Raw genomic sequence first — 19,259 nt, 5'->3', positions numbered from 1 at the left:
GCAGCGGTGCGGCCATCATCGTCGTCTGCGGCCCGGTGGCTGCACGTGCGTCGCTCACGGTGCGACTCCGATCGTGGAAAGCCCGGTGGTCTCGGGAAGACCCAGGGCGATGTTCATGCTCTGGACGGCACCGCCGGCGGTGCCCTTGGTCAGGTTGTCGATGGCGCTGATCGCGATGACACGGTCCACCGCGGCGTCGTGGGCGACCTGCACCTGGACGGCGTTGGAGCCGTGGACGGACCCCGTGGCGGGCCACTGGCCCTCCGGGAGCAGGTGGACGAAGGGCTCGTCGGCGTACGCCTTCTCGTAGGCGGCGCGGACGCTGTCGGCCGTCACGCCCGGCGCGGCGGACGCGCTGCACGTGGCGAGGATCCCGCGGGGCATCGGGGCCAGGGTCGGGGTGAAGGAGACCCGCACGGGCTCCCCGGCGACGGCGCTGAGGTTCTGGATCATCTCGGGGGTGTGCCGGTGGCCGCCGCCGACGCCGTACGGCGACATCGAGCCCATGACCTCGCTGCCCAGCAGGTGCGGCTTGGGGGACTTGCCCGCGCCGGAGGTGCCGGACGCGGCGACGATCACCGCCTCGGGACCGACGAGGCCGGCCGCGTAGGCGGGGAACAGGGCGAGGGAGACGGCGGTCGGGTAGCAGCCGGGCACCGCGATGCGCTTGGACCCCTCCAGCGCATCGCGGGCGCCCGGAAGTTCGGGGAGGCCGTAGGGCCAGGTGCCGGCGTGCGGGGAGCCGTAGAACCGCTCCCAGTCGGCCGGGTTCCCCAGCCGGAAGTCGGCGCCCATGTCGACCACGAGGACGTCGGGGCCGAGCTGTTCGGCGACGGCCGCGGACTGCCCGTGCGGCAGCGCGAGGAAGACCACGTCGTGCCCGGCGAGGGCCTCGGGCGTGGTCTCGGCCAGCACCCGGTCGGCCAGCGGCGTCAGGTGCGGCTGGAGCGCACCGAGCCGCTGCCCGGCGTTGGAGTTCCCGGTCAGGGCACCGATCTCGACCTCGGGGTGCGCGAGGAGCAGCCGCAGGACCTCTCCGCCCGCGTATCCGCTCGCTCCGGCCACCGCCGCACGTACTGCCATGTCCATCCTCCTCTGGATGGCATGACTATACGTATCGCTGCACGTTTATGCAATGGACTTGGGGAGCATCACCCAGCGGGAGACGACGTAGGTGACCGGGATCGCCGCGGCGGACGCGACCAGCGGGGCGAAGCGGCTCCCGGCGTGCAGCACGTCCACGATCAGATACACCCCGGCCGTCGTGATCACGAAGTTGGTGACGTTGGTCAGCGGAAACAGCAGGAATTTCCGCCAGGTCGGCGGCGTCCGGTAGGTGAAGCGGGCGTTCAGGAAAAAAGAACCGACCATGGCGAGCGTGAAAGCCAGGATGTGCGCCGCGAGATACGGCAGGCCGGTCAGCAACAACAGGTAGAGACAGTAGTAGGTCGCCGTATTGACGACACCGACCGCCGCGAAGGTCAGTATCTGCCGCATCAGGGAATGAGGTCCTTCGTCCGTTCCGCATTGGTAGCCTTCACCAGGAAGTGCGGACGCCCCTTCACCTCGTAGTAGATGCGGCCGGTGTACTCCCCGATGACTCCCAGCATGACCATCTGGACGCCCGCGAGGGCGGTCACGGCGGTGATGATGGTCACATAGCCGGGGGTCTGCACGCCGTGGACGAGCGCGGCGCCCACGATCCAGGCGGTGTACACCCCCGCGCACAGCAGCAGGGTCACCCCGAGCCAGAGGGCGGCGCGCAGCGGGCGGTTGTTGAAGGACAGCAGGCCGTCGAGGCCGTAGTTGAGCAGTCCGCGCAGGTTCCAGGAGCTGCGGCCGGCCTCGCGGACGGCGTTGTGGTACTCGAAGGTGGTGCTCGGGAAGCCCACCCAGGCGAACAGGCCCTTGGAGAAGCGGTTGTACTCGGTCAGCTCCAGCACCGCGTCCACCACCCGGCGCGACAGCAGCCGGAAGTCCCCCACGCCGTCCACGAGTTCGACGTCGACCAGGCGGTTGACCAGCCGGTAGTACAGGCGCGCGGTGAGGGTCCGGGTGAGTCGGTCGCCGGTGCGGGTGCGCCGGGCGATGACCTGGTCGTGGCCCTGTTCGCGCAGCTCGACCATGCGCTTGATCAGCCGCGGCGGGTGCTGGAGGTCGGCGTCCATGACGATCACCGAGTCGCCCGAGGCGTGCCGCAGGCCGGCGAGCAGGGCCGCCTCCTTGCCGAAGTTGCGGCTGAAGGAGACGTAGCGCACCCGGGGGTCGCGCCCGGCCAGTTCCTCAAGGACGGCGAGGGTGCGGTCCCGGCTGCCGTCGTCGACGTAGACGAACTCCATGTCGTGACCGAGGGGCAGCAGTTCCTCGGCGACCTTCTGGACCTCCTCGTGGAAGCGGGCGAGGACGTCCTGCTCGTTGTAGCAGGGCGCGACGATGGATATCAGCATGGTGGTCTCCCCCTGGGCGCGGTCAGTGAGCGGAGGTCGCCCGCTCGCGCGGTGATGTGGTCGTGGGCGGCACCGGGGCGCGCCGGCGGCGCAGGGCGCTGCCGGCGGTCAGCACGGCGAGGACGAGCAGTGCCGCGCCCCCGACCGCCGTGCCCAGCCGGAGGCCGGGCGGATGGAAGGTGCAGGTCAGGCTGGTGGATCCGGGGTCGAGGGGGACGGCGATCAGGCCGTGGTACTCCCCCGCCGGCCGTTCCGGCGCGTTCCCGGCGGCGCACCGCCAGCCGGCGATGCGGGGCGCGGCGAGGACCGCGATGCCCCGGCTCCCGGCGGGCAGCCGGGCGTGGACGGTGCCGTCGGAGACGGTGACGCCGGATGCCCCGCCGGCCGTCAGGCGCGCGGCGGCGGTGCGCAGCCGGCCGGTGTCCAGGCAGCCGATCGCGCCGGGCGGGATGCGGCCGGGCCGGGTCGGGGTGAGCCGGATGGTCAGCCGGCCGGAGGCCGGGGCGGTGCCGAGCGGGGCCATGGCGGCACGGTTGCGGGTGTCCTTGGAGGTGAACAGCGTGGCGGCGCCGTCGGCGAGCCGGGCGGTGCCCGAGAAGTGCGGGGCCCACAGATGGACCTGGGTTCCCGTCGGGCAGCGGGCGGTGATCACCGGCCGGGTCCGGGCGGTGCCGGAGCCGGTCCGGCGGTACGGCAGCGGTCTGCCGGAGTCGTCCCGCACGGTGAACCCGGGGACGGTGTAGACGCGGCTGCCGAGCAGGATCTCCTGGTTGCGGTAGGGCGAGTCGCCGAAGGGCCGGGTGTCCGGGCGGGGCCGCACGGTCACCAGGGGCGGCACGTCCCGCCGGGTCAGGTGTGCCGGGCCCGTGGCGGGCGGCGAGTGCCGCTGGTGCGGGTCGGGCGGGGAGTGCACCCGGGCGCCGACGGAGAAGATCACGTCGGTGACGGCGTTGTCCAGGCTCTGCACGCTGCGCCCCCGGGAGGTCCAGCCGCCGCCGAGCGCGGTCAGGGTGCGGCTGAGGACGTCGGAGGTCAGGCTGCTGTAGTACTGGGCGCCCTCGCCGCCCACCAGCAGCGGGTCGTTGCCGACGGTCTGCTCACGGCCGGGGTCGGTGCGCCGGCGGGGCCAGCCGTCGGCCTCGGCGATCAGCGCGGACTGCCGTTCCTGCCGTTCGCCCCAGGGGGCGTAGTCGTCCAGGTGCGCGAGGTGCAGCCGGGTGGTGACGGCCGTGGTGGCGGCGCTCTCCCCGGCCTGCGCGCCGAGCAGCAGGGCGACGGCCAGCCCGGCGAGCGGCCCGCGCCGCCCGGCGCGGGCCAGCAGCGCGAGGCCGCCCAGCGCGCCGGCGACGGCGAGCAGCAGCACCGGCCAGGTGAGCGGCCGCAGCACGGTGCTGCGGCCGGCGAGGGCGGTGATCAGGGCGAACAGCCCGGCGGCCAGGCCGAGGGCGCGCGGGCCGGGCGGGCCGTAGGACAGGGTGTGCCAGGCGGCGATGACGAGGAATCCGCAGACGACGAAGGTCTGCCGGTAGGGGCTGCCCTGCGGGGTGGCGAAGGCGTGCCAGAGCAGGTGGGTGGGCGCCCACTGCAGGGACAGGACGGCCAGGAGCACCAGGGCCGTCCAGCCGGCCCGGACCCGCCCGGGGACGGCCCGGTGGAAGGGCAGGGCGAGGGCGAGCAGCAGCGCGGTGGTGCCGACGTAGAGGGCCGGGGAGCCCCAGCCGTACGCCGTCGGCAGCAGCCGGGCCAGCACGTCCTCGGCCGGCACCGGGGCGAAGGCGCGCACCCGGCCCGGGTAGGCGTGCCGGGTGCCGAAGTAGACGGTCAACACCAGCGGGGCGGCGAGGCCCACCCCGAGGGCGGTGGTGAGGGCGGCGCGGCCGGCCGCCGCGAGGGCCTGCCGGCGCGGCGGCCGGGTGAGCACCAGCCTGAGCAGCAGCACCAGGGCGGCGCCGAGGGTGGCCATGTAGGCGGTGTAGAAGTTGGCGGTCCAGGCGAGGGCGACGAGGAGCACGCCGGGCAGGCGCCGGCGTCCGGTGCGCGCCCATTCGCCGACCAGGCACAGCAGGGGCAGGGCGATCAGCCCGTCCAGCCACATCGGGTTGTAGTCGGCGTCGGCGAGCGTCCAGCCGCACAGCGCGTACGAGGAGCCGAGCAGGCCCGCCGCCCACCAGCGGCCGGGCCGGCAGGCCAGCAGCAGCCCGGTCATGGCCGCGGCGGCGCAGGCGAGCTTCAGGACGGTGATCGCGTACACCGCGAGGTCGATCTCGTCGCGGGGGAAGAGGGCGACCAGCGGGGCGAAGGGGCTGCCGAGGTAGGTGCCGAGGTCGGGCAGGAAGGAGGAGCCGTAGCCGGACTGCCAGTTGACGAGGAGTCCGCCCTCGGCCCTGCCGTGCAGCAGGTCCCACAGGTGGGCGTGGAACGGCACGAACTGGTTGCCCAGGTCGTTGACGCTTCGGGTGCGCGGGCCGAAGGGGTAGCTGCGCGCGAGGGCGTCACCGGCGCAGAACGCGGTGACCGTGAGGACGGCGGCGAGCAGGCAGGCGGCCCGCCCCGGCCGGGATATCGCTTTCACGCCCGGTTCCCGTCCGGGTGCGGCCGGGAGTTCCCGCCGGCATTGCCGGGTGCGTCCGGTGGAGTGCTGCGGTGCATTTTCGGCGTCCTCACAGAATGCGTACCCCGTCTATTCGCGGACTTAGACGGAGCGCGTTTCCTGTTGGTTGTGCGCTCACCGAAAAATGGGACGACTTTCTCGGGGGCGGGGAAACACCGAGTGAATTTGATGGCCGACCGGATAACTCTGGATTTACGGCAGGTGTTTTTGAGGTGAACCGGCCTTGCGGGCCGCGTAGGCCCGGGCCGCGCGGACCCGGTTGCCGCACTTGGTGGTGCACCAGCGCCGGGCGCCGTGCGAGCGCAGGAACCAGCGGGCGCAGCCCTGGGCGGCGCACTCGGTGAGCTGGGCGGCGTCGCTGCCGGTGAGCAGCTCGGTGGCGTCCTCGGCGAGCAGGGAGAGCGCGGCGGCGGCCGGATCGCCGGCGTCGGGGAGGTCGGCGCGGCGCGGGCCGTCGGCGCCCCAGGCGAGGTGGGGCGTGGCGGGGGCGGCGGCGAGGGCGGCGTTCAGCGTGCCGAGGGCGTCGCCGGGCGGTCGCGTGCCGGCGGTCCGGGCCGTGAAGAGGGCCCGCAGCGCCTCGCGCAGGGCCCGCAGCCGGCCGGACTGCCGGCCGTCGAGGGCGACGCGGTCGGGCAGCAGGGCGTGCCGGACCAGCCACAGCTGGGCGGCCTCGCTGCCGTCGAGCAGGTCGACCCGGCCGTGGCTGACGGTGAACCGGGTGTTGACCAGCGCCAGCGAGGCGTACCGGTCCTGGCCGGGGACCGGGAGCTGGTGCAGATAGACGGGGGTCTCGTGCTCCACGGTCCCATCCTAGCCATCCCTCACGGAGATTCTTGCGATTCTCCGTGAGAAAGGCTTAGCGTGCCTCACGGAGAACTAGCCGAGAAACCGTGAGAGGTGACTGTCGTGGCCTTCGATGTGGACGCGCTGCGCGAGGACTTCCCGATCCTGGGACGGACGGTGGCGAGCGGCGCGCCGCTGGTCTACCTGGACTCCGGGGCCACCACCCAGAAACCGCTCCAGGTCCTGGACGCGGAGCGGGACTTCTACCTCACCCGCAACGCCGCCGTGCACCGCGGGGCGCACCAGCTGGCCGGCGAGGCGACGGAAGGCTACGAGCGGGCGCGGCACACGGTCGCCCGGTTCATCGGCGCCGCCGACGACGAGGTGGTCTTCACCAAGAACACCACCGAGGCGGTCAACCTCGTCGCGTACGCGCTCGGCGACGCCGGCCGGATCGGGCCCGGCGACCGGATCGTGGTGACGGAGATGGAGCACCACGCGAACCTGGTCCCCTGGCAGCAGCTGGCCGGGCGGACGGGCGCCACGCTGGACTGGTTCGGCCTGACCGACGAGGGCCGGCTGGACCTGACCCGGGTGGACGAGCTGCTGGACGAGCGCACCAAGGTGCTCGCCCTCACCCACCAGTCCAATGTCCTCGGCACCCTGAACCCGGTGCGGGAGCTGGCCGACCGGGCGCACGCGGCCGGGGCGCTGGTGGTGGTGGACGGCGCCCAGTCGGTGCCGCACCGCCCGGTGGACGTGACGGAGCTGGGCGCGGACTTCCTGGCCTTCTCCGGGCACAAGATGCTCGGCCCGAACGGCGTCGGCGTGCTGTGGGGCCGCGCGGAGCTGCTGGCCGGCCTGCCGCCGTTCCTGACCGGCGGCTCGATGATCGAGATCGTGGAGATGGACCGCACGACCTTCCTGCCGCCGCCGCAGCGCTTCGAGGCGGGTGTGCCGATGACCGCGCAGGCGGTGGGGCTCGCGGCGGCGGTGGAGTACCTGGAGCGGCTGGGGATGGCGGAGGTCGCGGCGTACGAGGAGGCGCTCACCGCCCGCGCCCTGGGCCTGCTCGCAGAGGTGCCGGGGGTGCGGATCGTCGGCCCGGACGACCTCACCGACCGCGGCTCGGCCGTCTCCTTCACCGTGGACGGCGTCCACCCGCACGACGTCGGGCAGGTGCTGGACGAGCGGGGCGTCGCCGTCCGCGTCGGCCACCACTGTGCCCGGCCGCTCGCCCGGCGGTTCGGCGTCCCGGCTACCACCCGGGCGAGCTTCTACGTCTACAACACCCCCGAGGAGGTCGACGCGCTGGTGGCGGGGGTACGGGCGGCCCAGCGGTACTTCGGCGTCCGAGCGTCCCCGCGCACCCCCGCGCCCCCTACTTCTCCTTGATCCTGAGGAAGGTGACGGAGTTCGCCGGGAAGGTGTACGTGAACGTCCCCGCGACCCCGGTGACGGTGGAGGTGCGCGGGGCGACCGCCGTGGACGTCTCGGAGTTCACCGCGTCCGGCGCGGCGGCCAGCGTGGTGGCCTTGGCCCGGGACGCGACCTCGGCGCCGCCCAGGTCGATGGCGGTACGGGCGGCGGCGGACTGGGCGTTGACGACCTTGACGATCAGCTCGCCGGTCTTCGCGTCGCGCGTGACGACCTGACGGAACGGCTCGGCCGGCTTGTCGTCGCTGAAGCTCCCCCACTCCTCGCCGTCGAGGTAGAGCGTGACCTGGCGGCCGCGCACCTTGACGTCGATGTCGTAGGCGCGGCCGGTCTCGACCGAGCCCGCCTTGGTCAGCAGCGTGGACTTGCCGCCGTCCACGGCCTGCTCGACGGCCGACTGGGTGTTGTTCCAGCCGCCGATGTTCCACCAGAAGTAGTTGCCGGTGTCCTTGACGCCGAAGGCGACGAGGAAGCCCTCCTTGCCGGACTTCTTGGTGGCCCGCACATGCAGGTCGTAGTCGTGCCAGGTCGGGTCGCCGGCCTGGACCATGGTGTTCTCGGCCGTGTCGTCCGTCTGGACGTACCGGCCGTCCTGGACGGTCCAGCTGCCGCCCCCGGTGTGGGTCCACTTCGAGGCGTCACCGGAGAAGTCGTCGCGGAGCAACGGGGAGCCGTCGGCGCCGGTGACCCGTACGTCGTCGTAGGCGGCGCTGGTGTTCCAGGTGGACAGCCCGACCGCGCCGGTGACGGGTCCGCTGACGCTCGGGGTGCCGGTCGCCGTGCTCGGCACCACCCGGTCGCCCACGTTGGTCATGAACAGCTTCTGCACCTCGTAGTTGGCCGAGCCCCAGGAGGCGTGGTTGTTGAACCACACCAGGTCCGGGCGCCACTGGACGTAGTCCTCGTTGGCGAACAGCGGGGCGTAGGAGGCGAGTTCGACCACGTCCGCGTTGCGTTCCAGGCCGGTCATGAAGGCCGCCTCGGCGAGGCCGTTCTCGAAGGCGTTGCCCTGGGAGGCGTACTCGCCGAGGAAGACCTTGGAACCGGAGCGGTCGTAGGAGTCGTAGCGGTCGTTGTTCTGCAGGAACCACCGGGTGCTGTTGTAGTAGTGCTCGTCGACCATGTCGACCTTGGCGTCCCGGTTGAGCTTCCAGGCGGTGTCGAAGACCGTGCCGGAGTCGTCCGGGCCCGAGTTGGAGATGACCTTCATGTACGGGTACTTCGCCTGGACGGCCGCGCGGAACTTCTCGAAGCGGGCGAAGAACTCGGTGGGCAGGTTCTCCTCGTTGCCGACCTCGATGTGGGTGAGGTGGAACGGCTTGGGGTGGCCCATCCGCGCCCGCACCTTGCCCCAGGTGGAGGTCGCCGGGCCGTTGGCGAACTCGATAAGGTCCAGGGTGTCCTGGATGTGCCGCTTCAGCAGGGCGTCGTCGGTCACGGCCCGGTTCTGGCCGCAGCCGGTGACCAGGGCCGGTACGACGGGCAGCGGCATGGCGCCGATGTCCTCGGCGAACCGGAAGTACTCGTAGTAGCCGAGGCCGTAACTCTGGTTGTATCCCCAGAAGTTGGCGTTGGTGGGGCGCTGCTCGACCGGGCCGACGGTGTCCTTCCACTGGTAGGAGCGCTTGCGCTGCCAGCCGGACGCCTCGCTGTAGTCGTCCATGGAGCCGGTGTTGACCAGGCAGCCGCCGGGGAAGCGGACGAAGCCCGGGCGCAGGGCGGCGACCTTCTCGGCGAGGTCCTTGCGCAGGCCGTTGGGCTGGTGCTTGTAGGTGTCGCGCGGGAAGAGGGACACCATGTCCAGGGCGGTGGCGGTGTCGGCGGCGACGGTGAGCCGGCCCGTGGTGCTGGTCCGGGTGGCGGTGAAGGTGGCCTGGTAGCGGGCCCAGCCGTTCTTGTTCACGGCGATCCGCCGGGCGGTGGCGAGCGGGCCGCCGGAGTCCTGGAGGGAGACGGTGAGCGCGGCAGGGGCCTCGGCGCGGGCCCACACCGAGAAGTCGTACCTCTCGCCGTCCCGTACGGCGATCCCGGTGTTGTAGCCGGCGTTGGTGACGGACGAACCGGCGCCCAGCGCCAGGTAGGTGCGGTTGCGCTCGTTGAGCCGGCCGGAGTCGTCCACCGCCCGGGCGGCGCCAAAGACCGTCCAGGCGGTCAGCGGGGTGTACGAGGCGTTGTCGGCGGCCGAGTACTCGAAGGACCGGTTCTGGACGAGTTCGGCGTACAGGCCGCCGTCGGCGGCGCGGTTGATGTCCTCGAAGAAGACCCCGTACATGGTCCGGGGGATCGCGGGACCGGTGGCGGAGGGGTCGACGCGGATCGTGTAGTCGGTGACGCCCTCGGCGTGGGCCGGGGCGGGGAGGGCGGCCGTGACGAGCAGGACGGCGCCCGCTCCCAGGCCGAGTCTGAAGCGGGTGGTGCGTGACATGGATACTCCGCGGCTCTCGATGTTCGAAATATCAGACATTGGTCAGCACTTCGAACGGCAAGATAGGGAAGGGGTATGAGCACGTCAATGGGGCGGACGACGACGGAACGGAAAGAGGGGCAGGCCGAGGGGATGCGCGAGGACGAGTTCCGGCCGGTGCCCGACCCGCTGGCCTATCTGTCCGGCCGCTGGCACGTCGAGCGCGCGGTGCGGGATCTGGCGAGCGGGGACGCGGGGCACTTCACCGGGACCACCGTCTTCGGCCCGCTGGACGGCGGCGGGCTGCTGCACGAGGAATCCGGCGTCTTCACCTGGCGCGGGGTGGCCCGGCCGGCCACCCGGACGCTGCGGTTCCTGCCGGGGCCCGCGCCGGGCCGGGCGGACGTGCGCTTCGCGGACGGGCGGCCCTTCCACGACCTGGACCTCACCACGGGCCGGTACGTCGCCGACCACCCCTGTGCGGCCGATCTCTACCGGGGCGAGTTCACCGTCCTGGACGCCGGCCGCTGGCGCACGGTGTGGCGGGTCGGCGGCCCGGCGAAGGACCTGGAGCTCACCACGGACTACACCCGCGAGGCGCTCACCCGGGACTCCCGCCGCGAGGACTGAGCCGGGCGCTCACTCGAAGGAGTGCGCCATGTACTGCTCCGGGCGCTCCAGCGGCCGGAAGCCCAGCCTGGCGTACACCTCGTGCGCGTCCTCGGTGGCGAGCAGCAGCCGGGTCAGCCCGAAGGGCGCCAGGTGGTCGCGGATCCGGCCGACGAACGCCGTGCCCACGCCCTTGCCGCGCACCGACGGGTCCACGTACACATCGGCGAGCCAGGCGAACAGCGCCCGGTCGGTGACCACCCGCGCGTACGCCACCTGCTCCCCCGAGTCGGTGGCGTAGACCCCGAAGTTCAGCGAGGACGCCATCGCCCGTTCCTGCTTCTCACGGGGGCGGCCGAGCGCCCAGTACGTGTCGCAGGACAGCCAGCCGTGCACACGGTCGGCGTCGACGCGGGCGGGGTCGGCGGAGAACTCGTAGCCCTCGGGGAGGTCCGGCACATCGCTCATACGGTGATCCTCACAGGCCGGGCCCCGGGCGGACGAGCCGTTTTCACCGCACCTCCTCGTACGCCGCCCGCAGCCGCCGCACCCCCTCGGCGATCTCCCCGGTGCCGGCCACCGCCGCGAAGCTCAGCCGGAGGTGGGCGGCGGGCGGTTCGGCGCTGAAGTAGGGGCGGCCGGGAGTGAGGGCGACGCCCGCGCGGAGCGCCGCCGCGGTCAGCGCGGCCTCGTCCAGCCCGTCGGGCAGCCGCAGCCACAGGTGGTAGCCGCCGGCCGGGATGTGCGGCAGGGCCGGCTCGGGCAGCTCCCGGGCGAGCGCGCCCGTCATGACGTCGCGGCGGGTCTTCAGCTCGGCCGACAGCGCCCGCAGATGGCGCGGCCAGGCCGGTGAGCCGACGAGTTCCAGGGCGGCCTCCTGCAAGGGGCGGGGCACGAAGAAGCTGTCCACGACCTGGATCGCGCGCAGGCGTTCCAGCACCGGCCCGCGCGCGGCCAGCGCGCTCACCCGGAAGCTCGGCGAGGTCGCCTTGGTGAGCGAGCCGACGTGCACCACCACGCCGTCCGGGTCGTCGGCGGCCAGCGGGCGGGGCAGCGGCCCGGCGTCGGCGTGGACGAGGCGGCGCACGAAGTCGTCCTCGACGACGAACGCCCCGGCGGCGCGGGCGATGCGCAGCACCTCGGCGCGCCGGGCGGGGGCCAGCACGGCACCGGTCGGGTTCTGGAACAGCGGCTGGCAGACGAAGACCCGGGCGCCGGTGGCGTGGAAGGCGTCCGCGAGCAGGTCGGGGCGTACCCCGTCGGGGTCCACCGGCACCGGGACCGGCCGCAGCCCGGCCGCGCGGGCGAGGGCCAGCATGCCCGGGTAGGTGGGCGACTCCACGAGCACCGGGGCGCCGGGCGGGGCGAGCGCGCGCAGGGCGGTGGCCAGGGCCGCCTGACCGCCCGCGGCGATCAGCACCTCGGCGGCGGTGACGGCGCCGCCGATCCCCCGCGCGAACCACTCCCGCAGCTCGGGCAGCCCCTCCAGCGGGGGCCGCTCCCAGGCGCCGGGCCGCCGGCCGGCCCGGGCCAGGGCGGCGGCCATGGCCCGCTCCGGTTGCAGGGAGGGGTGCGGGTAGCCGCCGCTGAACTCCAGGACCCCGGGCGGCGGGGCGGCCAGCGAGACCGTGACACCCGAGGCGTCCACCGTGCGCGGGACGAGGTCGGCCGCGCCGTCGGCGCTGAGGGCGACCTCCTGCCAGGAGGTGTCGCCGGCGGGGCTCTCCGGCCGGTGCGGCCGGGCCCGGAAGGCACCGGCGCCGGGGCGGGTGACCACCAGGCCCTCGGCGGCGAGCTGGGCGAGGGCCCGGGAGACGGTCACCGGGCTCACCCGGAACCGCTCGACCAAAGCCCGACTCGATGGGAGCTTTCCACCAGGTGAGTAGCGGTCGAGCTCCCGTCGGAGCTGTTCTGTCAGTTCCCCCACGCTGCTACGCTGTTGCATGAGAACACAGAGTAGCGCTACTGCACCCAGCCCGATAGCAGTCACCGCCCCCGGAGACCTGCGGGGCCTCGGCACCGTCCAGGCCGGTCTCGGCGTGATCGCCTTCTCGCTGACCTTCCCGTCCACCGCGTGGGGCCTGGAGAGCTTCGGCCCGTGGTCGCTGGTGGCGGTGCGCGCGGTCCTGGCCGCGGCCGTGGCCGGGGGCTGTCTGCTGTTGCTGCGGGTACGGCTGCCGGCGCGCCGCCATCTGGCCGGGCTGGCCGTGGTCGCCGCCGGGGTGGTGCTGGGCTTCCCGATGCTGACCACGCTGGCGCTGGAGACGTCCACCACCGCCCACGCGGCCGTCGTGGTGGGCCTGCTGCCGCTGACCACCGCCGTGTTCTCGGCCCTGCGCACCGGTGCCCGGCCCTCCCGCCGGTTCTGGCTGGCGGCCGTGGCGGGCGCCGCGGCCGTGATCGCCTTCACCCTCACCCAGAGCGGCGGCGCGCTCACCACGGCCGACGGCTATCTCTTCGCGGCGCTGCTGGTGTGCGCGGCCGGCTACACCGAGGGCGGCCGGCTGGCCCGGGTCATGCCGGGCTGGCAGGTCATCGGCTGGGCGCTGGTGCTGTGTCTGCCGCTCAGCGTGCCGGCCACCGCGGTGGCGCTGGCGTACGAGCCCGCACACCTCACCGGGCACGGCATCGCCGGGCTGCTGTGGGTGGCCCTGGGCTCGCAGTTCCTCGGCCTGGTCGTCTGGTACCGGGGCATGGCGGCCATCGGCATCCCGCGGGCCAGTCAGTTGCAGTTGGCGCAGCCCCTGCTCACACTGGTGTGGTCGGCGCTGCTGCTGGGCGAACACTTCACGGTGGCCGCACCGCTGACCGCCGTGGCCGTGCTCGTGTGCATCGCCGTCACGCAGCGGTCGTGAGCGTCAGGAGGGCCCAGATGCACGCATCCAAGGGCGACAAGCTGGTCCAGCACGGCAGGGTGGTCGGGCAGCACGACCATGTCGTGGAAGTAGTGGAAGTACTCGGTCCCGAGGGCGGCCCGCCCTACCGTGTCCGTGCCGAGAACGGACACGAGACGATCATGTCCCCCGGGCCCGACTGCCAGGTCAGGCACCAGGAAGAACAGCGACAGCGGTAGTCAGCGCGGTGGTCTCGCCGGCCCCCGGTAGTGGTCGGCGACCACTCGCGCCATCGCCCCGGCCGGGTCGGCCGCCACGTCCGCGGCGGCGAAGAACACATGCCCGCGCACCTGCGGATACCGGGCGGCCAGGGTGAGGTGCCGGGACAGCTCGACCGGGTCCTGCCAGGCCGACGGCTCCCCGGCGGCGCCCGCCTTGTACAGGGCCTCCCCGAGATACAGCCGCGTCGTCGTGCCCCGGGCGGCCTCGGACCACCAGGCGGCGAGGGCCGCGTAGTCGGCGGCGGCGTTTCCGATGTGCCAGTACAGCTGTGGGACGACGTAGTCGATCCAGTGCTCACGGACCCAGGTGCGGGTGTCCGCGTACAGGTCGTCGTACGTCTGGACGCCCGCCCGGGTCTCCGAGCCGCGCGGGTCGGTGGCAGCGTTGCGCCAGACCCCGAAGGGGCTGATGCCGAACCGGGTGCCGGGCCGGATCCGCCGGATCCCGGCGGCCGTCTCCCGCACCAGCGTGTCGATGTTGCTCCGGCGCCAGGCGGCCCGGCCGGGGAAGGCCCCGCCGTGCCGGTCGTAGGCCTCGTCGTCGTCGAAGGTCTGCCCGGCGACCGGGTAGGGGTAGAAGTAGTCGTCGAAGTGGACGGCGTCGACCGGGTAGCGGGCGACCGCGTCCAGCATCGCCCGCAGCACGAAGGCGCGGACCTCGGGCAGCCCCGGGTTGTAGTAGAGCCGGCCGCCGTACGGCACCACCCAGCCGGGGTGCTCGCGGGCCGGGTGCGAGGCGGCCAGCCGGTTGGGGTCGGTGTGGTTCGCGACCCGGTAGGGGTTGAACCAGGCGTGCAGTTCCAGACCGCGGGCGTGGGCCTCCCGCACGGCCGTGCCCAGCGGATCCCAGCCCGGGTGGCGGCCCTGGGTGCCGGTGAGCCACTCGGACCAGGGCTCGTACGGCGACGGCCACAGCGCGTCGGCGGCCGGCCGCACCTGGAGGATCACCGTGTTGAGCCGGTAGCGGACCGCCCGGTCGAGGTGGGCGGTCAGCTCGGCCCGCTGCCGGTCCGCCGGGAGGCCGGGCCGCGAGGGCCAGTCCCGGTTGGCGACGGTCGCGATCCAGACGCCCCGCATCTCGGCGGTGGCCCGCGGCGGACGGTGCGGCCCCGCCGCCGCGGCGCTCCGGGGGGCGGGACCGGTGCCGTCGCCCGCCGTCGCCGCCGGGCCCGGGCCGCCGCTCCCCCCGGTGACCCCCGGTGCGGCCGGCAGGGGGGCCGGTGTGGCCAGGGCGGACAGCGCGGCCCGTGCGAGGGCCCGTCGCGAGATGCGCGCCACCGGACACCTCCCGTACGCACCGGATCCGCTCGGTCACGGACCGTTTCACGCTCCAGGATGCCCCCACCCGGGCGATCGATCATCGATACTTGGCGGTAACGTGCACGATCGGAGCAGGCGCCGAAACCCGGAGATCCTGCCAGCCAGCCGGAAGACCAGCGAAGGGGACGATGTGACCGACATCGAGCGCGTCGGAGTCGTGGGCTGCGGCCAGATGGGCGCGGGCATCGCCGAGGTGTGCGCCCGCGCGGGACTGGACGTGAAGGTCGCCGAGACCACCGGCGAGGCCCTGGAGATCGGCCGTACCCGGCTGTACAACTCCCTGGCCAAGGCCGCCGAGCGCGGCAAGATCACCGAGGCGGAGCGGGACGCCACCCAGGCGCGGCTGAGCTTCACCACCGACCTCGGCGAGTTCTCCGACCGGGACCTGGTGATCGAGGCCGTCGTCGAGAACGAGCAGGTCAAGACCGAGATCTTCCAGGTGCTCGACCAGGTGGTGACCCGGCCGGACGCGATCCTGGCGTCCAACACCTCCTCGATCCCGCTGGTGAAGCTGGCCGTCGCCACCTCCCGGCCGGACCACGTCGTCGGCATCCACTTCTTCAACCCGGCCCCCGTGCAGCAGCTGGTCGAGCTGATCCCGGCGCTCACCACCTCCGAGGGCACGCTCAGCCGCGCCCAGGTCTTCGCCGAGAAGGTGCTCGGCAAGCACGCCATCCGTGCCCAGGACCGCTCCGGGTTCGTGGTGAACGCGCTGCTGGTGCCCTACCTGCTGTCGGCGATCCGGATGTTCGAGTCCGGCATCGCGAGCCGCGAGGACATCGACAACGGCATGGAGATGGGCTGCGCCCACCCGATGGGCCCGCTGAAGCTGTCCGACCTGATCGGCCTGGACACCATCGTCTCCATCGCCAACTCGATGTACGCCGAGTACAAGGAGCCGCTGTACGCCGCTCCCCCGCTGCTCCAGCGCATGGTGGAGGCGGGCCGGCTCGGCCGGAAGACCGGGTCCGGCTTCTACACCTACGGCTGAACCCACGCCTGATTACGAAGAGCGACGCCCGTCGGGCCCGGCACCGGAGTACGGTGCCGGGCCCGACTGTTTCACACACCGTGTGCGCGCCGGACACGCATATGCCCGCCACACACGCTCCCCACGCGCCCACCAGGCGAGTTGACTCATCATGCGCATGCAGGGGATGCGGAACCATTCATTTCGACTACCGAGAGGAGCGGACCCGTGACCGCCGAACCGGAGCATCCCGTGGTCCATGGAGAACTCGCAGAGTTACGGCGCCGCCTCGACGTGGCCTACGCCAGGGTCGAGGGAGGACTGGCGCTGCTGCGCCACCGCACCGAGGAGACCGCCAAGGAACTGGACGATCTGAACTCCCGGATCGCCTCGCTGGAACACGCACGCTGGCCGCTGCCCTCGCTCGCCGCGCTGACCGCGCTCGGCGCGCTCGTGGTGACGCTGTGGCAGGCGCTGTCGGCCCACTAGCCCTCGGCGAGCCTGAGGTGGTGCAACAGGAGTAACGCGGCCGCCATGTTGGCGGCCGGGACCTCCCCACGGGCGATCAGGTCGGGGACGAGCTTCAGGGGGACCCATTCCCGCCGGTCCGACTCGAAGTCGTCCACGGGGTGTCCGACGTACTCGCCCCGGTCGGACCAGTAGATGTGATGCCGGGCGTCGGTGAGGCCGTTGGACGGCTCCACGCTCAACAGGTGGTGCAGGGGCCCCGGCCGCCAGCCGGTCTCCTCCTCCAGTTCCCTGGCCGCCGCGCCCGCGATGTCCTCGCCGTCCTCGACGATGCCCGCCGCGAGCTCCCAGCCCCAGCTGTCGGTGATGAAGCGGTGCCGCCACAGCAGCAGCACCTCGTTCGCCTCGTTGACGATCGTCGCCACGGCCACGGGCCGCAGCCGGATCACGAAGTGGTCGAGGTGCCGGCCGTCCGGCAGTTCGACATCCGCGAGGTTGACACGGAACCAGCGGGTCTCATACACGGTTTTTTCACAGTGTTTCGTCCACTGCACGGTATGCCACCTTCCGTCGGGTGAGTGGCAATATCGCAGCAGGGACCGGGTACCCCACAGGGGGCCTACAGTGGCACGCGCAGCGCCCCGTCGATCAGTTCGGCGGCCTCGGCGGTGCCGGCCGAGCCGCAGCGCACCAGATGCTCGCGCACCGCGCGGAGCCGGTCGCGCAGCCGCTGGGACTCCATGCCGCGGGCCTGCTCGGCCATCTGCACGGCGGTCGCCACGGCCTGGTCGGCGTTGCCCCGGCGCAGCTCGATGGTGCTGAGCATGGCCAGCCGGTGCACCCGGCCCCGGTCGTGGGCGGGGGTGCCGACGGCCGCCGCCGCGTGCTCCCCGGCGGCGGTCAGTTCGCCGAGGCTGAGCAGCGCCTCGGCCACCTGCACATTGACCAGCCCCGGCTGCACATACCCGGTCTCGTCGGGCTCGTGACCGCGCCGGATCCGCTCGGCCGCCGTCTCCGCGCGCCGGATGCGGGACAGCGCACCGCCGCTGTCGCCGAGGTGGGCGTACGCCTTGGCCTGCATGGCGTACAGATCGGAGGCGAGCGCCGGGGTGATGTGCCGGCCGGCGGTGCGCAGCGCGGCCTCGGCGAAGGCGACGGCCTGCCGGTACTCCCGCATGAACAGCGACTGGTTGACCAGCAGCGCGATCACATAGGCCCCGAGTCCCCGGTCCCCGCTGGCCTTGGCGAGCCGGAGCGCCTGGTGGAAGTAGCGCTGGGCGAGCCCGTGGGCGTCGGAGTCGTACGCGCAGATACCCGCGATCGCCACCAAGGCGCCCGTGGCCCGGTGCAGTTGGCGGCCGGTGGCGTCGGTGTAGCTGCCCCGCAGCAGCGGCGCGGCCTCGGCGTTGAGGAAGCCGACGATCCGGGTGCGGGTCGCCATCCCGCCGGCCTTGCGGTACATCTGCTCGTAGTGCGCCCGGGCGGCGCGCAGCACCTCGATGTCGGCCGCGGTGACCTGCTGCCGGCCGCCCCGGGAGACGTCGACGTCCTCGGGCGGGTTCTCCCACTCCCACACCGGCATCACGGCCGGGGTGCCGGTGACCGCGGGGGCGCCCAGCACATGGGGCCGCTGTTGTTCGTCCGACCGCCACAGGGCGGTGGCCCGCTCCACGAACCCGCCCAGCGAACCGGCGTGCGGGCTGCTCGGCCCGCCGGGCACGCCGAGCCCGATGTCGTCCAGCGTGACCGGTCTGTGGAGCCGGGCCGCCAGTACCTCGCAGATCAGGTCGGGCACCTGGCCGCGGGGCCGCTGGCCCTTCAGCCAGCGTGCCACGGCGGTGTGTTCGTACCGCAGCGCGAGACCGCGGGCGCGGCCGGCCTGGTTGACATGGGCGGCGAGGCCGGCGTGCGAGATCCCCGCCTCGTCCAGGATGGCGTCGAGCAGAGTGTTGGGCTGCATGGGTTGCCCCCCGCGAATGGCCTGGTGCCGTCAGCGTAGTGGCTGCGCCTTCACACGGGGTGTGAACCGGGTGTCCGTGGCCGTCGCCTCGGGCCCGGGCCCGCGCGCGTTGCGCAGCACCAGGAGCGCCACATCGTCGTCGGGGGTGCCGCCGGTGTGGTCGAGGAGGGCGCGGAAGACCGTGCGCAGGACCGTCTGCGGGGTGACCGGCTGCCCCCGCACCGCGTCTGCCAGCACCGCCGGCAGCGGGAAGAACCGCCCGCGCGCGTCCCGGGCCTCCTCCGCCCCGTCCGTGAACAGCACCAGGGACTCCCCCGGCAGCAGCCGGCCGCAGGAGCGGGCCGTCAGCCCGGCCGGCAGCGGGAACGGCCCGAGCGGCGGGAGCGGTTCGGCGTGCGAGAGCGGGCCGGCCGTCGTACCGCTGAGCAGATACGGCCACGGGTGGCCGCAGTTGAGGGCGCGCACCTCGCCGTCGGGGCCGATCTCCAGGAGCAGCACGGTGACGAACTCCTCCGCGACCGGGGTGTCCGGCCCGGCACCGCCGTGCGCCGGATGCTCGGCGCGGGCGCGTTCGCGCAGGTGGCGGGCGAGGGCGCGGTCCAGCCGGCGCAGCACCCGGTCCAGATCGGCCTCGTCGTGGGCGGCCTCGCGGAAGCTGCCGAGCAGGGCGGCGACGGTGCCCAGGGCGGCCAGCCCGTGCCCCCGTACGTCCCCCATCACCACGCGGACGCCGTGCTCGGTGGCGACGGCCCCGTACAGATCGCCGCCCACACTCGCGCCCCGGTCGGCGGAGAGCTGGGCGGCGGCGACGTCGATCCCGTCCAGACGGGGCGGTGGCGGACGCAGGACGACGTTCTGCGCGGCGCGCGCCACCCGCCGGGCGATCCGCAGCTCCCTCAGCAGGGTGCGGCGGACATGCAGGACGAGGCCGGTGCCGACGGCGAAGAACACGGCGCTGGTGACGATGCGCGCCCCGAGGCCGCTCTGCTGGGCGAGCGGGCAGCCGAACTTGTAGCCGACCGCGACGGCTCCCCAGACCGTGGGCAGTACGGTTGCCCGCCCGGTGGGCGCCCGTGCCTTGATGCGGATCATGCCTGTGGTCCCCCATGTGGGCCTGACAGAGCAGACGGACCGA

At 73.2% G+C, this 19,259-nt stretch carries 18 protein-coding genes; 6 read left to right on the top strand and 12 right to left on the bottom strand.

Annotation, left to right across the window (positions count from 1 at the left end):
* Nucleotides 1-54 precede the first annotated feature (54 nt).
* The 5 genes from argC to ABD350_RS24415 form a co-directional block, all read right to left on the bottom strand.
* On the bottom strand, nt 55-1,083 hold the full coding sequence (argC, locus tag ABD350_RS24435) for an N-acetyl-gamma-glutamyl-phosphate reductase (protein WP_344350452.1): 1,029 nt from the start codon (nt 1,081-1,083) through the stop codon (nt 55-57).
* 45 nt (nt 1,084-1,128) lie between these two features.
* Complete coding sequence (locus ABD350_RS24430; RefSeq protein WP_344350451.1) at nt 1,129-1,497, bottom strand: GtrA family protein; 369 nt, start codon at nt 1,495-1,497, stop codon at nt 1,129-1,131.
* Nucleotides 1,497-2,447 (bottom strand): glycosyltransferase family 2 protein, encoded by a 951-nt coding sequence (locus tag ABD350_RS24425; RefSeq protein ID WP_344350450.1) that lies wholly within the window; start codon nt 2,445-2,447, stop codon nt 1,497-1,499. The genes ABD350_RS24430 and ABD350_RS24425 overlap by 1 nt, the downstream gene beginning before the upstream one ends.
* Before the next feature lie 22 nt (nt 2,448-2,469).
* On the bottom strand, nt 2,470-5,019 hold the full coding sequence (locus ABD350_RS24420) for a YfhO family protein (protein ID WP_344350449.1): 2,550 nt from the start codon (nt 5,017-5,019) through the stop codon (nt 2,470-2,472).
* 231 nt (nt 5,020-5,250) lie between these two features.
* Nucleotides 5,251-5,859, bottom strand: a complete 609-nt coding sequence (locus ABD350_RS24415) for an ABATE domain-containing protein (RefSeq protein WP_344350447.1) — start codon at nt 5,857-5,859, stop codon at nt 5,251-5,253.
* A 105-nt stretch (nt 5,860-5,964) separates the two neighbouring features.
* Here ABD350_RS24415 and ABD350_RS24410 point away from each other — a divergent pair, with 105 nt between their 5' ends.
* Nucleotides 5,965-7,236: a cysteine desulfurase gene (locus ABD350_RS24410; protein ID WP_344350446.1), complete on the top strand. Its 1,272-nt coding sequence runs from the start codon at nt 5,965-5,967 to the stop codon at nt 7,234-7,236.
* Here ABD350_RS24410 and ABD350_RS24405 read toward each other — a convergent pair.
* Entirely contained in the window at nt 7,223-9,703 is a 2,481-nt protein-coding gene (locus ABD350_RS24405; protein WP_344350445.1) for an alpha-L-arabinofuranosidase C-terminal domain-containing protein, read from the bottom strand. The two genes, ABD350_RS24410 and ABD350_RS24405, sit on opposite strands and share 14 nt — an antisense overlap.
* A gap of 87 nt (nt 9,704-9,790) precedes the next feature.
* Between ABD350_RS24405 and ABD350_RS24400 the strand changes: the two genes are divergently transcribed.
* Nucleotides 9,791-10,312, top strand: coding sequence for a DUF6314 family protein (locus ABD350_RS24400; protein WP_344350556.1), 522 nt, complete (start codon nt 9,791-9,793; stop codon nt 10,310-10,312).
* 9 nt (nt 10,313-10,321) lie between these two features.
* Here the strand turns inward: ABD350_RS24400 and ABD350_RS24395 are convergent, their stop codons facing one another.
* Nucleotides 10,322-10,759 carry a GNAT family N-acetyltransferase gene (locus ABD350_RS24395; RefSeq protein WP_344350443.1) on the bottom strand — a complete coding sequence of 146 codons (438 nt, stop codon included), beginning with the start codon at nt 10,757-10,759 and terminating at the stop codon, nt 10,322-10,324.
* A 43-nt stretch (nt 10,760-10,802) separates the two neighbouring features.
* Nucleotides 10,803-12,236, bottom strand: coding sequence for an aminotransferase-like domain-containing protein (locus ABD350_RS24390; protein ID WP_344350442.1), 1,434 nt, complete (start codon nt 12,234-12,236; stop codon nt 10,803-10,805).
* Here ABD350_RS24390 and ABD350_RS24385 point away from each other — a divergent pair.
* Both ABD350_RS24385 and ABD350_RS24380 read left to right on the top strand, forming a co-directional pair.
* Entirely contained in the window at nt 12,235-13,146 is a 912-nt protein-coding gene (locus ABD350_RS24385) for a DMT family transporter (protein ID WP_344350441.1), read from the top strand. The two genes, ABD350_RS24390 and ABD350_RS24385, sit on opposite strands and share 2 nt — an antisense overlap.
* A 17-nt stretch (nt 13,147-13,163) precedes the next feature.
* A complete protein-coding gene (locus ABD350_RS24380) occupies nt 13,164-13,364 on the top strand; it encodes a DUF1918 domain-containing protein (RefSeq protein WP_344350440.1) in 201 nt (66 codons plus the stop codon).
* Here ABD350_RS24380 and ABD350_RS24375 read toward each other — a convergent pair whose 3' ends face one another.
* Complete coding sequence (locus ABD350_RS24375) at nt 13,365-14,684, bottom strand: glycoside hydrolase family 10-like protein (protein WP_425584199.1); 1,320 nt, start codon at nt 14,682-14,684, stop codon at nt 13,365-13,367. It abuts the gene before it with no gap.
* 172 nt (nt 14,685-14,856) lie between these two features.
* Here ABD350_RS24375 and ABD350_RS24370 point away from each other — a divergent pair, with 172 nt between their 5' ends.
* Nucleotides 14,857-15,717, top strand: a complete 861-nt coding sequence (locus tag ABD350_RS24370) for a 3-hydroxybutyryl-CoA dehydrogenase (protein WP_030613619.1) — start codon at nt 14,857-14,859, stop codon at nt 15,715-15,717.
* 207 nt (nt 15,718-15,924) lie between these two features.
* On the top strand, nt 15,925-16,185 hold the full coding sequence (locus ABD350_RS24365) for a hypothetical protein (protein WP_344350439.1): 261 nt from the start codon (nt 15,925-15,927) through the stop codon (nt 16,183-16,185).
* On the opposite strand, the gene ABD350_RS24360 is transcribed toward ABD350_RS24365, so the two are convergent.
* The 3 genes from ABD350_RS24360 to ABD350_RS24350 all read right to left on the bottom strand — a co-directional run bounded on the left by ABD350_RS24360 (nt 16,182) and on the right by ABD350_RS24350 (nt 19,216).
* Nucleotides 16,182-16,718 (bottom strand): NUDIX hydrolase, encoded by a 537-nt coding sequence (locus ABD350_RS24360; RefSeq protein WP_344350438.1) that lies wholly within the window; start codon nt 16,716-16,718, stop codon nt 16,182-16,184. The genes ABD350_RS24365 and ABD350_RS24360 overlap by 4 nt on opposite strands.
* Nucleotides 16,719-16,783: 65 nt before the next feature.
* Nucleotides 16,784-18,124, bottom strand: coding sequence for an NsdA family TPR-like regulatory protein (locus ABD350_RS24355; protein WP_344350437.1), 1,341 nt, complete (start codon nt 18,122-18,124; stop codon nt 16,784-16,786).
* Nucleotides 18,125-18,154: 30 nt separating this feature from the next.
* Nucleotides 18,155-19,216 (bottom strand): PP2C family protein-serine/threonine phosphatase, encoded by a 1,062-nt coding sequence (locus tag ABD350_RS24350; RefSeq protein WP_344350436.1) that lies wholly within the window; start codon nt 19,214-19,216, stop codon nt 18,155-18,157.
* Between the last annotated feature and the right edge of the window lie 43 nt (nt 19,217-19,259).

Origin of the sequence: Streptomyces nogalater (assembly GCF_039532885.1) — a bacterium.
In the GTDB taxonomy this organism is placed as follows: Bacteria; Actinomycetota; Actinomycetes; order Streptomycetales; family Streptomycetaceae; genus Streptomyces; species Streptomyces nogalater.
The sequence above is the reverse complement of the archived record's forward strand: the minus strand, read 5'-3'. Positions and strand labels throughout refer to the sequence as shown.

Coding starts and splice junctions, on each gene's coding strand:
- argC (WP_344350452.1), bottom strand. CDS start 1,083: ATGGCAGTACGTGCGGCGGTGGCCGGAGCGAGCGGATACGCGGGCGGA.
- ABD350_RS24430 (WP_344350451.1), bottom strand. CDS start 1,497: ATGCGGCAGATACTGACCTTCGCGGCGGTCGGTGTCGTCAATACGGCG.
- ABD350_RS24425 (WP_344350450.1), bottom strand. CDS start 2,447: ATGCTGATATCCATCGTCGCGCCCTGCTACAACGAGCAGGACGTCCTC.
- ABD350_RS24405 (WP_344350445.1), bottom strand. CDS start 9,703: ATGTCACGCACCACCCGCTTCAGACTCGGCCTGGGAGCGGGCGCCGTC.
- ABD350_RS24400 (WP_344350556.1), top strand. CDS start 9,791: ATGGGGCGGACGACGACGGAACGGAAAGAGGGGCAGGCCGAGGGGATG.
- ABD350_RS24395 (WP_344350443.1), bottom strand. CDS start 10,759: ATGAGCGATGTGCCGGACCTCCCCGAGGGCTACGAGTTCTCCGCCGAC.
- ABD350_RS24385 (WP_344350441.1), top strand. CDS start 12,235: ATGAGAACACAGAGTAGCGCTACTGCACCCAGCCCGATAGCAGTCACC.
- ABD350_RS24390 (WP_344350442.1), bottom strand. CDS start 12,236: ATGCAACAGCGTAGCAGCGTGGGGGAACTGACAGAACAGCTCCGACGG.
- ABD350_RS24380 (WP_344350440.1), top strand. CDS start 13,164: ATGCACGCATCCAAGGGCGACAAGCTGGTCCAGCACGGCAGGGTGGTC.
- ABD350_RS24355 (WP_344350437.1), bottom strand. CDS start 18,124: ATGCAGCCCAACACTCTGCTCGACGCCATCCTGGACGAGGCGGGGATC.
- ABD350_RS24350 (WP_344350436.1), bottom strand. CDS start 19,216: ATGATCCGCATCAAGGCACGGGCGCCCACCGGGCGGGCAACCGTACTG.